Raw genomic sequence first — 13,047 nt, 5'->3', positions numbered from 1 at the left:
GACGGTTCACGAGTGAGAATGCAGGCATGAGTAGCGATACATACGTGAGAAACGTGTGCGCCGATTGACTAAGGGTTCCTGGGTCAAGCTGATCTGCCCAGGGTAAGTCGGGACCTAAGGCGAGGCCGACAGGCGTAGTCGATGGATAACCGGTTGATATTCCGGTACCCGCTGTGAAGCGTCAAACATCGAGCCCATTAATGCTAAGGCCGTGAAGCCGTCCTGGAGCCTTCGGGCAAAGGGAAGTGGTGGAGCCGCCGACCCAAGGTGGTAGTAGGTGAGTGATGGGGTGACGCAGGAAGGTAGTCCAGCCCGGGCGGTGGTAGTCCCGGGGTAAGGGTGTAGCCCGTCATCTAGGTAAATCCGGATGACATGAGGGTGAGACCTGATGCCGAGCCGATTGTGGTGAAGTGGATGATCCTATGCTGTCGAGAAAAGCCTCTAGCGAGTTTCATGGCGGCCCGTACCCTAAACCGACTCAGGTGGTCAGGTAGAGAATACCGAGGCGTTCGGGTGAACTATGGTTAAGGAACTCGGCAAAATGCCCCCGTAACTTCGGGAGAAGGGGGGCCATCACTGGTGATTGGATTTACTCCATGAGCTGGGGGTGGCCGCAGAGACCAGCGAGAAGCGACTGTTTACTAAAAACACAGGTCCGTGCGAAGCCGTAAGGCGATGTATACGGACTGACGCCTGCCCGGTGCTGGAACGTTAAGGGGACCGGTTAGTGCACTTTCGGGTGTGCGAAGCTGAGAACTTAAGCGCCAGTAAACGGCGGTGGTAACTATAACCATCCTAAGGTAGCGAAATTCCTTGTCGGGTAAGTTCCGACCTGCACGAATGGCGTAACGACTTCTCGACTGTCTCAACCATAGGCCCGGTGAAATTGCACTACGAGTAAAGATGCTCGTTTCGCGCAGCAGGACGGAAAGACCCCGGGACCTTTACTACAGTTTGATATTGGTGTTCGGTTCGGCTTGTGTAGGATAGGTGGGAGACTGTGAAGCGGGCACGCCAGTGTTCGTGGAGTCAACGTTGAAATACCACTCTGGTCGTGCTGGATGTCTAACCTGGGTCCGTGATCCGGATCAGGGACAGTGTCTGATGGGTAGTTTAACTGGGGCGGTTGCCTCCCAAAGAGTAACGGAGGCGCCCAAAGGTTCCCTCAGCCTGGTTGGTAATCAGGTGTTGAGTGTAAGTGCACAAGGGAGCTTGACTGTGAGACCGACGGGTCGAGCAGGGACGAAAGTCGGGACTAGTGATCCGGCGGTGGCTTGTGGAAGCGCCGTCGCTCAACGGATAAAAGGTACCCCGGGGATAACAGGCTGATCTTCCCCAAGAGTCCATATCGACGGGATGGTTTGGCACCTCGATGTCGGCTCGTCGCATCCTGGGGCTGGAGTCGGTCCCAAGGGTTGGGCTGTTCGCCCATTAAAGCGGTACGCGAGCTGGGTTTAGAACGTCGTGAGACAGTTCGGTCCCTATCCGCTGTGCGCGTAGGAATATTGAGAAGGGCTGTCCCTAGTACGAGAGGACCGGGACGGACGAACCTCTGGTGTGCCAGTTGTCCTGCCAAGGGCATGGCTGGTTGGCTACGTTCGGAAAGGATAACCGCTGAAAGCATCTAAGCGGGAAGCCTGCTTCGAGATGAGTATTCCCACCCCCTTTGAGGGGTTAAGGCTCCCAGTAGACGACTGGGTTGATAGGCCAGATCTGGAAGCCCGGTAACGGGTGGAGGTGACTGGTACTAATAGGCCGAGGGCTTGTCCTCAGTTGCTCGCGTCCACTGTGTTGGTTCTGAAACCACGAACAACCCCGTATGTCGGGCCACGACTACGGTGCGGTTGACAGTTTCATAGTGTTTCGGTGGTCATAGCGTGAGGGAAACGCCCGGTTACATTCCGAACCCGGAAGCTAAGCCTCACAGCGCCGATGGTACTGCAGGGGGGACCCTGTGGGAGAGTAGGACGCCGCCGAACTTTACTTATAGCCGTGGTCCCTGGACTTATTGTCCAGGGACCACGGCTTTTTTTATTTCCCGGGCCTTTCCGGCCTCGCGTCACCCCTCTGCACCGCCAGCTGACAACTGAGGGTAAGGTCAGGGGGCATCATCGGCTCGTTTCCCACAGGAGGCCCCCGGGTGGAGGTCCAGGAGACTCGCGTCCAGACGGACCGGGTCCTCACCATCCCGAACATCCTCAGCATGGCGCGCCTCGTCGGCGTACCCCTCTTCCTGTGGTTGATCCTCAGGCCGGAGTTCGGCGGGCCGAAGAGCGACCACTGGGCGCTCCTTGTCCTCATGCTCAGCGGCATCAGTGACTATCTCGACGGCAAGCTCGCCCGGCGCTGGAACCAGATCAGCAATCTCGGACGGCTGCTCGATCCTGCCGCCGATCGGCTCTATATTCTGTCGACACTGGTCGGGCTCACGTGGCGGGAGATTCTTCCGCTCTGGCTGACCGCGGTGCTGCTGCTGCGCGAGCTGGTTCTGCTGGTGATGGTCGGGATCCTCAGGCGCCACGGGTATCCGCCGCCCCAGGTGAACTTCCTGGGCAAGGCGGCCACCTTCAACCTGATGTACGCCTTTCCACTACTGCTGCTGAGCGACGGAAGTGGCTGGATCAGCACTCTCGCTGCTATTTTCGGATGGGCGTTCGCAGGATGGGGTACAAGTCTGTACTGGTGGGCAGGGATCCTCTACGTGGTTCAGGTCCGCCGTCTTGTCCGTGCGAACACCACGGCCGATTGAGCTTGCCGATTCGGCAGCTGCAGTGGCTTGCAGCCCCGTGAACGTCATTTACGCGCCTACCTCGGCGGGCTAAGTCGGCTAGATCGTCGTCTATTGAGGAGGACGCTTCCGACATGAAGGCCGTCGTAATGGCTGGGGGCGAGGGCACGCGCCTTCGCCCGATGACCTCAAGCATGCCCAAGCCGCTTCTGCCCGTGGCCAACAGGCCCATCATGGAGCATGTGCTGCGGCTGCTCAAGAGGCATGGGCTCACCGAGACCGTAGTGACAGTCCAGTTCCTGGCCTCTCTGGTCAAGAATTACTTCGGCGATGGTGAAGAGCTCGGGATGGAGCTCACCTATGCCAATGAGGAGAAGCCACTCGGCACTGCCGGAAGCGTGAAGAACGCCGAGGAAGCATTGAAGGACGATGCCTTCCTCGTGATCTCCGGCGATGCGCTGACTGATTTCGACCTCACCGAGCTGATCAACTTCCACAAGGAAAAGGGCGCGCTCGTCACCGTCTGTCTGACACGTGTCCCCAATCCGCTGGAATTCGGCATCACCATCGTGGACGAGGAAGGAAAGGTCGAGCGCTTCCTCGAGAAGCCGACCTGGGGACAGGTCTTCTCCGACACGGTGAACACGGGCATCTACGTGATGGAGCCCGAGGTCTTCGACTACGTCGACGCCGATGTGTCGGTGGACTGGTCCGGCGACGTCTTCCCGCAGCTCATGAAGGAAGGCAAGCCCATCTATGGGTACATCGCCGAGGGCTACTGGGAGGACGTCGGCACGCACGAGAGCTACGTCAAGGCCCAGGCCGACGTGCTGGAGCGCAAGGTCGACGTCGAGCTCGACGGCTTCGAGATCTCGCCCGGTGTGTGGGTCGCCGAAGGCGCCGAGGTGCACCCCGACGCCACGCTGCGTGGGCCGCTCTACATCGGTGACTACGCCAAGGTCGAGGCGGACGCCGAGATCCGTGAGCACACGGTTCTGGGATCGAACGTCGTCGTGAAGGCCGGCGCGTTTCTGCACAAGGCCGTCGTGCACGACAACGTGTACATCGGCCAGCACAGCAATCTGCGGGGCTGTGTCGTCGGCAGGAACACCGACATCATGCGGGCCTCCCGCATCGAGGACGGCGCCGTCATCGGCGACGAGTGCCTCGTCGGTGAGGAATCGATTATCCAGGGCAACGTCCGCGTCTACCCGTTCAAGACGATCGAGGCCGGCGCGTTCGTCAACACCTCCGTCATCTGGGAGTCCCGCGGCCAGGCGCACCTCTTCGGTGCGCGGGGTGTCTCCGGGATCCTGAACGTCGAGATCACGCCGGAGCTCGCGGTGCGGCTCGCGGGGGCGTATGCCACGACCCTGAAGAAGGGGTCGACCGTCACCACCGCGCGTGACCACTCGCGTGGTGCGCGGGCACTGAAGCGGGCGGTGATCTCTGCGCTCCAGGCCAGCGCCATCGACGTACGGGATCTGGAGAACGTTCCGCTGCCGGTGGCGCGGCAGCAGACCGCGCGGGGCAGTGCCGGCGGCATCATGATCCGGACGACGCCCGGGGTGCCTGACTCCGTCGACATCATGTTCTTCGACGGGAGCGGAGCCGACCTCTCGCAGGGGAGTCAGCGGAAGCTGGACCGGGTGTACGCGCGCCAGGAGTACCGGCGTGCCTTCCCCGGCGAGATCGGCGACCTGCACTTCCCGTCGAGCGTGTTCGACTCCTACACGGGCTCGCTGCTGCGCAACGTCGACACCACGGGGGTGGCCGAGTCAAACCTGAAGGTCGTCGTCGACGCTTCCAACGGTAGTGCGGGTCTCGTGCTGCCGAGCCTCCTCGGGCGGCTCGGCGTGGACGCGCTGACCATCAACCCGGGGCTCGACGAGTCGCGTCCGACCGAGACCTATGAGACCCGCAGGTCGGGTCTGGTGCGGCTGGGCGAGATCGTGGCGTCCTCGCGGGCCGACTTCGGCGTGCGGTTCGACCCGGTGGGTGAGCGGCTCTCGCTCGTCGACGAGAAGGGGCGGATCATCGAGGACGACCGCGCGCTGCTCGTCATGCTCGACCTGGTGGCCGCGGAACGCCGCAGCGGCCGGGTCGCGCTGCCCGTCACCACGACCCGTATCGCCGAGCAGGTGGCCGCGTACCACGGGACGCAGGTCGACTGGACGACCACGTCGCCCGACGACCTGACGCGTGTGGGCCGTGACGAGTCGACGATCTTCGGCGGTGACGGCCGCGCCGGCTTCATCATTCCGGAGTTCAGCAGCGTCTTCGACGGAACGGCCGCGTTCGTGCGGCTCATCGGTCTGGTGGCGCGCACGCAGCTCACGCTGAGCCAGATCGACGCCCGCATCCCGCGCGCCCATGTGCTGCGGCGTGACCTCGCGACGCCGTGGGCGGTCAAGGGGCTCGTGATGCGGACCGTCGTCGAGGCGGCGGGGGAGCGTTCGGTGGACACCACCGACGGTGTGCGGGTCGTGGAGTCCGACGGTCGCTGGGCGCTGGTGCTGCCCGACCCCGCCGAGGCCGTCACCCATCTGTGGGCCGAAGGGCCGGACGACGCGTCCGCCCAGGCGCTGCTCGACGAGTGGTCGGCGGTGGTGGACAGCGCCGGTCGCTGACCCGCGCGCACGGACCGGGCGGCACCCTCGCGGGGTGCCGCCCGGCACGCCGGTGGGGCCATTCGGAGGTAGCGCCCACGACGTGCGACGATGTGCGGCATGCCGCAGCAGCCCCCCGTTCGGAGCACCCCCTCGCGCCCCCGGCGTCCGGACGCCTCCATGTCGCTGCTGAACACGGTCATGGACCACAGTCTGGACGAGGGATACGCGGAGGCGGCGGCCCGCAAGAAGGCCACAGGCCCTGGTGGGATGCCCCGCCCGCTGCGGGCGAAGCTCGGTCTCGCCCTCGGGCTCGTGCTCGCGGCCCTGGTGGTGACGGTGGGTGCCGCGCAGGCGCGGATAGCGGCTCCGGTCGTCGCCAAGGAGCGCGCGGAGCTCATCGACCGGATCGAGTCGGCGACCTCGGACGCCGACGAGCTCGAAGAGGACGTCGAGACGCTCCGCGACGACGTGGGCGCACGCCAGCGTGAGGCACTGAAGAAACACGGGGGAAGCCAGGGCGAGTTGGTGTCGCTGCTCTCGGGTGCCACCAAGGTCCGTGGGCTCGGCGTGAAGCTCGTGGTGGACGACGCCAAGGAAGCCGACCAGGGCGGGGGCGGGCCGCGCGAGAGCGCGGGGTTCTCCGACACGGGACGGGTGCGCGACCGCGACATGCAGCGGGTCGTCAACGGCCTGTGGCAATCCGGCGCCGAGGCGATCGCCATCAACGACCAGCGGCTCACGGCCCTGTCGGCGATCAGGGCCGCGGGTGACGCGATACTGGTCGACAACAAGCCGCTGGTGCCGCCGTACACGGTGCTCGCCGTGGGCGACGGGCAGCGGTTGAGCACGAGATTCCAGAACAGTCGCGACGGTCAGTATCTGCATGCTCTGCAGGAGAACTTCGGCGTCCGGACCAGCATTTCCGTCCAGGACGACGTCCGTCTCCCGGCAGCGCCGAGCGTGACCGTACGTACAGCAGAGCCGAAGGCAGGAAAGGGCACATCGTGATCGCCGTACTGGGCCTCGTCGTGGGAGTCGTGGCCGGATTGTTGGTCCGGCCCGAGGTTCCGGCCGTGGTCGAGCCGTACCTTCCGATCGCCGTGGTGGCGGCACTGGACGCGGTGTTCGGAGGCCTGCGCGCGATGCTCGACGGCATCTTCGACGACAAGGTCTTCGTGGTGTCGTTCCTCTCGAACGTGGTCGTGGCCGCCCTGATCGTGTTCCTGGGCGACAAGTTGGGCGTGGGCGCCCAGCTGTCCACCGGTGTCGTGGTGGTGCTGGGCATCCGGATCTTCTCCAACGCCGCCGCCATCCGCCGACACATCTTCCGGGCGTGAGCGGCATGGGCAGGGACGAGACGCCCGGAGGCGACCCGCGGAGCAGGGAGCTGCCCGCCGAGGTGCCCAGCGTGCCCGCAGGGCCAGGAGACGGCGCGGCGCCCGCGCAGGACGAGCCGCAGGACGCCCGGCACCAGGGTGAGCGGCGGGACGAGCAGCCGGACGGGAAGGCGCCGCTCAGCGGCCGTCAGCGGCTCGCACAGGGCCTGTGGCCGCCTCGCGTCACGCGTCCTCAACTGATCGTGGCGCTGCTGTTGTTCGTGCTGGGGCTCGGCCTGGCCATCCAGGTGCGCTCGAACAACGACAGCAGCGCGCTCCGCGGAGCACGCCAAGAAGATCTCGTTCGCATTCTCGATGAACTGGATGACCGTACTCAGCGTCTGGAAGGTGAGAAGCAGCGTCTGGAGGATCAGCGCACCGGGCTGGAGAACAGCTCGGACCAGGCCGAGGAGGCCCGCAAGCAGACCGTCGAGAAGGAGCGTCAACTCGGCATTCTGGCGGGCACCGTGGCCGCGCAGGGTCCTGGCATCACGCTGACCATCGATGACAAGAAGGGGTCGGTCGAGGCGGACATGCTGCTTGACGCCATTCAGGAGCTGCGTGCCGCGGGCGCCGAGGCCATCCAGATCAATGATGTACGGGTAGTAGCCAACACCTATCTGTCGGATACGGACAGTGGTGGTGTCCGGGTGGACGGCCGCAAGGTCGGCAAGCCCTACCGGTTCAAGGTGATCGGCAAGCCGCAGGACCTCGAGCCGGCCCTGAACATCCCAGGTGGCGTGGTGCAGACTCTGGAGAAGGAGCAGGCCACCGTCACCGTCGCACGAGCGGAGAAGATCGTGGTGGACGCCTTGCGAGCGGCGAAGCGGCCTGACTACGCTCGGTCGTCGTCCCAGTGAGGCGGGGGCGCATGGGGGCCGCCGGTCGAGGGCAAGAGCTTGCGGGGGGTCGGCGCACCGTAAGCGTGGTGCGTGGTGGAAACTGTTTGGTGGATGCGGACGTTGTGAGGATGTCTGTGCTGCCGATGTACGCCGGTGTGTGCAATCAGGGTTCGTCCTGCCCCACGGGCGGGTCTGTTTCGGTCAAGGGGAATCGCCCGTGAAGTTGTTTGCGAAGTTGTTCGGCAAGAGCGCACGTGAGGACAGTGGCAATCCCGCCACCGCCCGGCACCGTGCCCCGCGCCATGGAGATGCCGAGGAGCAGGGCGGCGAGCGCCCGATGTTCCGCGACCAGGTCGGTGGGCCAGGCGGTGACATTTCGGGCGCGCAGGGCGCGTCGTCTGTTGACCCTGCCGGTCCGGGCCGCATAGGTTTCGGAGAACCGTCAACCTCAAGTACGGGTGGAGGGTTTACCCCCGATCCGTACGCATCCAATGCCCCCGCGGGGCAGCCGCGGCAGGAGGATCCGTCCATGGCCCTGGTGTGTACGAGGTGCGGGAACCGCAACGCCGAGGCGAGCCGGTTCTGCTCCAACTGCGGTGCGCCGCTGCGGGCCGGAGCCACGCCGGAGCGTCCGTCCGAGACGACCTCGACGATCTCCATCTCGGGTCTCGAGGCCTACGACGCCGAGGTGACGGGGCAGACCGCCTCGCCCGCCCTGTCGCCGGAGGCCCAGGCCGCCGTAGACGCACTGCCGCTCGGCTCCGCGCTCCTCGTGGTGCGCCGCGGGCCGAACTCGGGCAGCCGCTTCCTCCTGGACGGCGAGCTGACCACGGCGGGGCGTCACCCGCAGAGCGACATCTTCCTGGACGACGTGACCGTGTCGCGTCGTCACGTGGAGTTCCGTCGTCTCGGTGACGGTTCCTTCACCGTCGCCGACGTGGGCAGCCTCAACGGCACGTACGTCAATCGGGAGCGCATCGACTCGGTCGCGCTGTCGAACGGCGACGAGGTGCAGATCGGCAAGTACCGCCTGGTCTTCTACGCGAGCCAGCGGGCCATGGGTATCTGATCCGTCAGGAAGGTCCATGCTTCAAACACCGAGGGGCGGTGCCGGCAACGGCACCGCCGCCGAGGACCGTCGGCTGCTGAGCATCGGCGCGGTGTTGAACGCGCTGCGTGACGAGTTCCCCGAGGTCACGATCTCCAAGATCCGTTTTCTGGAGTCGGAAGGGCTCATCGAGCCGGAGCGCACGCCGTCGGGCTATCGCAAGTTCACCCCGGAGGACGTGGAGCGGCTCGGCAGCGTCCTGCGGATGCAGCGGGACCACTATCTGCCGCTCAAGGTGATCAGGGAGCACCTGGACGCCCTGGAGCGCGGTGAGCGGGTCTCCATGCCCTCTCTGGGGCAGCCGCGCGAGCCCGGTGACGCCTGGGGCGTGAGTGAGGCCGCTGAGCCCACAGCCGCCCGTGTGGGCCGTGCGGAGCTGCTTGCCGCCGCCGAGATCGACGCGGAGCAGCTCGCCGACTGGGAGACGTACGGGCTCATCGTGCCCCTGCCGGACGGCGGTTATGACGCGGAAGCCGTGACGGTCGCCGCGCTCGTCGTCGAACTTGGGCGATTCGGTATCGAACCCCGACATCTGCGCACCCTGAAATCCGCGGCCGAACGCGAGGCGGGACTGGTCGACCAGGTCGTGGCGCCGCTGCGGCGGCACCGCAATCCGCAGACCAGGGCCCATGCGGAGGCCCGGACGAAGGAACTCGCCGGACTGACCGGAAAGCTCCATTCTGCGCTGGTGCAGACCGCTCTCGGAGTGCGGTTGCCCTGACTGAGGGGGTGCCCGACTACCCAAACCGACCGGGCACGTCCTAGGGTTGCTGTGTGAACGAGCTCGACGTCGTAGGTGTCCGGGTGGAAATGCCCTCCAACCAACCGATCGTGCTCCTGCGTGAAGTGGGAGGCGATCGTTACCTCCCCATCTGGATCGGACCAGGGGAGGCGACCGCGATCGCCTTCGCACAGCAGGGGATGGCGCCCGCACGGCCGCTGACCCACGACCTGTTCAAGGACGTGCTGGAGGCGGTGGGTCAGGAGCTCACCGAAGTGCGCATCACGGACCTCCGAGAAGGGGTCTTCTACGCGGAGCTGGTCTTCGCCAGCGGGGTCGAGGTGAGCGCGCGGCCGTCCGACGCCATAGCGCTCGCGCTGCGCACCGGAACGCCGATCTACGGCAGCGACGGTGTCCTCGACGACGCGGGCATCGCCATTCCGGACGAGCAGGAGGACGAGGTGGAGAAGTTCCGCGAGTTCCTCGACCAGATCTCGCCCGAGGACTTCGGCACCAACAGCCAGTAGGCCGTCGCTTCCCGAGGGTCCCGGCGGACCATTCGACTAGCCCTTCCCGAAGGCGCGGTACGGCAAACCACTCTTAGGGTGATTATCACTCGGCGTGCCGAGTGTGGCGATCGTTGACGAGCCCCTGGTGACTGCCTACCGTCGTGGAGGCAGGTCAAGGACGGAGGTCGGCGTGAGAAGCAGCGGCGACGGTACGGCGATGGGCGGTCCGTATCCGCTTCAGAGCAGCGCGGCCGGTCACTCTCCGAAGAGGCCGATGGCGGTTCAGGGGAGCGTTCAGGAGAGCGGGGACGCCACGTCCGGGCCGACCGAACAAGAACAGATCGGGTACCGGGGGCCGACCGCGTGTGCGGCCGCCGGCATCACCTACCGGCAGCTCGACTACTGGGCCCGGACGGGTCTGGTCGAGCCCAGTGTGCGATCGGCGGGCGGGTCGGGGACCCAGCGGCTCTACAGCTTCCGGGACGTCGTCGTCCTGAAGATCGTGAAGCGCTTCCTCGACACCGGTGTGTCCCTCCAGAACATCCGGACCACGGTCCAGCATCTGCGGGACCGCGGTTTCCAGGACCTGGAGCGGATGACGCTCATGAGCGACGGCGCCACGGTCTACGAGTGCACCTCGCCCGACGAGGTCCACGACCTGCTCCAGGGCGGTCAGGGAGTCTTCGGGATCGCGGTGGGCGTCGTGTGGCGGGACGTGCGGGCGGCGCTCTCGCAGCTGCACGGGGAGCGGATCGACACCGGGGAGACGCTGGTACGGCAGAACCCCGCCGACGAGCTCGCCAGGCGGCGCAACAGGGCCGTGTGAGGCGCCGGCGACATGGCGGGCGCGGTGCGGTCCCCGGGGCGTTGTCAGTGGCGTAAGGCAGCATCAGAGGTGTGAGAACCGCGCCCACGATTCTGCATCTCGACATGGATGCTTTCTACGCGTCCGCCGAGCAGGCCGCGAAGCCGAGTCTGCGCGGGAAAGCCGTGGTCGTGGGCGGCCTTGGACCGCGGGGCGTGGTGGCCACGGCGTCGTACGAGGCGCGGAAGTTCGGGGTCCACTCGGCGATGCCCATGGGGCAGGCGCGGCGCCTGGCGCCCAATGCCGCCTATCTGGTGCCGCGCTTCGGGCTCTACCGCGAGATCAGCGACCAGGTGATGGCGCTGCTGCGGGGGCTCTCGCCGCTGGTGGAGCCGCTGAGCCTGGATGAGGCCTTCGTGGATCTGGAGGCGGGCGGCGTGGCCGACGACCAGGCGTCCGCGCTCGTGGTGGGCGAGCGGCTGCGCGCGGACATCAAGGCGGTGACGGGGCTCGCGGGATCGGTGGGTCTCGCCGCGTCCAAGATGCTGGCGAAGATCGCCTCGGAGGAGGCCAAGCCGGACGGGCTGCGGCTGATCGTGCCGGGCACCGAGCGGGAGCTGCTCGGGCCGATGCCGGTCAGGACCCTGCCGGGCGTGGGGCCCGCCACCGGGGACCACCTGCGGCGGGGCGGGATCACGACCGTGGGGGAGATCGCGGAGGCCGGCGAGGACGAGCTGGTGCGGCTCCTGGGGAAGTCGCACGGCAGCGCGCTGTACGCGATGGCGCTCGCCCGCGACGAGCGGCCCGTGGTGGCCGAGCGGGAATCGAAGTCGGTCAGCGTCGAGGACACGTACGACGTGGACATCCATGACCGGGTGCGGGTCAGGGGCGAGGTCGCGCGGCTCGCGGACCGGTGTGTGGAGCGGCTGCGGGCGGCGGGGCACTCGGGGCGCACGATCGTGTTGAAGGTGCGGCGGTTCGACTTCTCCACGCTGACGCGCTCCGAGACGCTGCGCGGGCCCACGGACGACCCCGGGGTGGTGCGGGAGGCCGCGGCGCGGCTCCTGGAGTCCGTGGACACCACCGGCGGCGTGCGGCTGCTCGGCGTGGGCGTGACGGGCCTGGCCGACTACACGCAGGAGGACCTCTTCGCGCAGGCCCAGGCGCAGGCACAGGCCGAGGCGGACGCGCTGGAGGCGCTGGAGGCGCTGGAGGCGCTGGAGACGCAGGGGGAGGCGACCGCCGAGGAGAGCCCGGGGGAGGCCGCGGCCCCGCCGGTCGGAGAGACGGTGGCGGAGCCGGTCGTTCCGGCCGAGCGGCGGTGGCCCGCCGGGCACGACGTGCGGCACGCCGAGTACGGGCACGGGTGGGTGCAGGGCAGCGGCCTGGGGCGGGTCACCGTGCGCTTCGAGACCCCGGAGTCGTCGGCGCCGGGGCGGGTGCGGACGTTCCGTACGGACGATCCGGCCCTGGAGCCCGCCGAGCCTCTGCCCCTGGTGGCGGCTCCCGAGCCGCTGGAGCCGGGGTGACGGCGGCGCCGGGCCCCGTGACGTACCGGGAAGCGCCGGGACGGCCGGAAGCGCCGGGACGGCCCGCGGCGGGCGTCAGGAGCTCTCCTGGCCCGTGGTGGCGGCGAGGTCAGCTCTCCTGGCCCGCGATGGTGCCGAAGTCCTTGTCCGGCGGCGTCATCGACTGCGGAGGCGTGATGTCGAGGCCGTAGTGGTGGTAGAGCTGCAGTTCCTGTTCGGGGGAGAGGTGGCGGCCCACACCGAAATCGGGGGCGTCCTTGATCAAGGAGCGTTCGAAGGGAATGTGCAGGGTGCCGTCGGCCCTGAGCTCGCTCGGCTCCAGGGGGACGAACGCGTCCCGGCTGAACAGACCCGTGCGTATGGCCGCCCACTCCGGGGCACCCGTGGCGTCGTCGAGATAGACCTCGTCGATCGTGCCGATCTTGGCCCCGTTCCGGTCGAACGCCTTGCGGCCGATCAAGTTCCGCGGATCGATGTCGGTCTGCACGGTCCCTCCAACGGGTCGAGGCGTGTCGAAGTGGGGCGTAATTCATCCTCGTTCGTTCGTCATCACTACGAAAGAGCACTTCGCGGCAGGCGGCCACTCGAGGGATCGGCTCCGGACCTCGCTGGTAGGCTGGCGCTTGGCTGCTGACCCCGTGCGGGAGAGCTCTCCGGTCGAGACACCGGAGGCGCCGAAGGAGCAACTCCTCCCCGGAATCTCTCAGGCCCCTGTACCGCACGGACGAGGTCACTCTGGAAAGTAGGGCGGGCGTCGGGCGGGCACGTTCGAATCCCTTCCTCACCGACGGTGAAAGCCGGTGCGACGCCTCTCACG

General features: G+C 66.8%; 11 protein-coding genes, 2 rRNA genes and 1 riboswitch (1 of these 14 running past the window's edge). Of the genes, 12 read left to right on the top strand and 1 reads right to left on the bottom strand.

The window, feature by feature from the left end; all coding sequences use genetic code 11:
• The 12 genes from QBL25_RS08660 to QBL25_RS08605 all read left to right on the top strand — a co-directional run.
• Nucleotides 1-1,771: ribosomal RNA gene (locus QBL25_RS08660) — 23S ribosomal RNA — on the top strand (it extends 1,352 nt beyond the left edge of the window).
• A gap of 91 nt (nucleotides 1,772-1,862) precedes the next feature.
• A 5S ribosomal RNA gene (rrf, locus tag QBL25_RS08655) occupies nucleotides 1,863-1,979 on the top strand.
• 161 nt (nucleotides 1,980-2,140) lie between these two features.
• Nucleotides 2,141-2,749, top strand: a complete 609-nt coding sequence (locus QBL25_RS08650; RefSeq protein ID WP_409056434.1) for a CDP-alcohol phosphatidyltransferase family protein — start codon at nucleotides 2,141-2,143, stop codon at nucleotides 2,747-2,749.
• Nucleotides 2,750-2,862: 113 nt separating this feature from the next.
• Nucleotides 2,863-5,358 (top strand): sugar phosphate nucleotidyltransferase, encoded by a 2,496-nt coding sequence (locus tag QBL25_RS08645; protein ID WP_409056433.1) that lies wholly within the window; start codon nucleotides 2,863-2,865, stop codon nucleotides 5,356-5,358.
• A 90-nt stretch (nucleotides 5,359-5,448) separates the two neighbouring features.
• A complete protein-coding gene (locus tag QBL25_RS08640) occupies nucleotides 5,449-6,348 on the top strand; it encodes a DUF881 domain-containing protein (protein ID WP_409056432.1) in 900 nt (299 codons plus the stop codon).
• Nucleotides 6,345-6,677 carry a small basic family protein gene (locus tag QBL25_RS08635; protein ID WP_030794354.1) on the top strand — a complete coding sequence of 111 codons (333 nt, stop codon included), beginning with the start codon at nucleotides 6,345-6,347 and terminating at the stop codon, nucleotides 6,675-6,677. The genes QBL25_RS08640 and QBL25_RS08635 overlap by 4 nt, the downstream gene beginning before the upstream one ends.
• 5 nt (nucleotides 6,678-6,682) lie before the next feature.
• On the top strand, nucleotides 6,683-7,576 hold the full coding sequence (locus QBL25_RS08630; protein WP_409062585.1) for a DUF881 domain-containing protein: 894 nt from the start codon (nucleotides 6,683-6,685) through the stop codon (nucleotides 7,574-7,576).
• A 199-nt stretch (nucleotides 7,577-7,775) separates the two neighbouring features.
• Nucleotides 7,776-8,627 carry an FHA domain-containing protein gene (locus QBL25_RS08625; protein ID WP_409056431.1) on the top strand — a complete coding sequence of 284 codons (852 nt, stop codon included), beginning with the start codon at nucleotides 7,776-7,778 and terminating at the stop codon, nucleotides 8,625-8,627.
• A 16-nt stretch (nucleotides 8,628-8,643) separates the two neighbouring features.
• Entirely contained in the window at nucleotides 8,644-9,387 is a 744-nt protein-coding gene (locus QBL25_RS08620) for a MerR family transcriptional regulator (protein ID WP_409056430.1), read from the top strand.
• A 53-nt stretch (nucleotides 9,388-9,440) separates the two neighbouring features.
• Nucleotides 9,441-9,914, top strand: a complete 474-nt coding sequence (locus tag QBL25_RS08615) for a bifunctional nuclease family protein (RefSeq protein ID WP_006123076.1) — start codon at nucleotides 9,441-9,443, stop codon at nucleotides 9,912-9,914.
• A gap of 172 nt (nucleotides 9,915-10,086) precedes the next feature.
• Nucleotides 10,087-10,722 (top strand): MerR family transcriptional regulator, encoded by a 636-nt coding sequence (locus QBL25_RS08610; RefSeq protein WP_409056429.1) that lies wholly within the window; start codon nucleotides 10,087-10,089, stop codon nucleotides 10,720-10,722.
• A gap of 71 nt (nucleotides 10,723-10,793) precedes the next feature.
• Nucleotides 10,794-12,230 carry a DNA polymerase IV gene (locus QBL25_RS08605; RefSeq protein ID WP_409056428.1) on the top strand — a complete coding sequence of 479 codons (1,437 nt, stop codon included), beginning with the start codon at nucleotides 10,794-10,796 and terminating at the stop codon, nucleotides 12,228-12,230.
• Between the two features lie 109 nt (nucleotides 12,231-12,339).
• Here QBL25_RS08605 and QBL25_RS08600 read toward each other — a convergent pair whose 3' ends face one another.
• On the bottom strand, nucleotides 12,340-12,717 hold the full coding sequence (locus QBL25_RS08600; protein WP_409056427.1) for a PRC-barrel domain-containing protein: 378 nt from the start codon (nucleotides 12,715-12,717) through the stop codon (nucleotides 12,340-12,342).
• A 144-nt stretch (nucleotides 12,718-12,861) separates the two neighbouring features.
• A riboswitch (glycine riboswitch) is annotated at nucleotides 12,862-12,959 on the top strand.
• The last annotated feature ends 88 nt before the right edge of the window (nucleotides 12,960-13,047 follow it).

Origin of the sequence: Streptomyces sp. SYP-A7185 (assembly GCF_046103685.1) — a bacterium.
Classification (GTDB): domain Bacteria; phylum Actinomycetota; class Actinomycetes; order Streptomycetales; family Streptomycetaceae; genus Streptomyces.
Note: the sequence above shows the minus strand (reverse complement) of the source record. Positions and strands in the feature narration are given on the sequence as shown.

Coding starts and splice junctions, on each gene's coding strand:
- QBL25_RS08645 (WP_409056433.1), top strand. CDS start 2,863: ATGAAGGCCGTCGTAATGGCTGGGGGCGAGGGCACGCGCCTTCGCCCG.
- QBL25_RS08640 (WP_409056432.1), top strand. CDS start 5,449: ATGTGCGGCATGCCGCAGCAGCCCCCCGTTCGGAGCACCCCCTCGCGC.
- QBL25_RS08630 (WP_409062585.1), top strand. CDS start 6,683: ATGGGCAGGGACGAGACGCCCGGAGGCGACCCGCGGAGCAGGGAGCTG.
- QBL25_RS08620 (WP_409056430.1), top strand. CDS start 8,644: ATGCTTCAAACACCGAGGGGCGGTGCCGGCAACGGCACCGCCGCCGAG.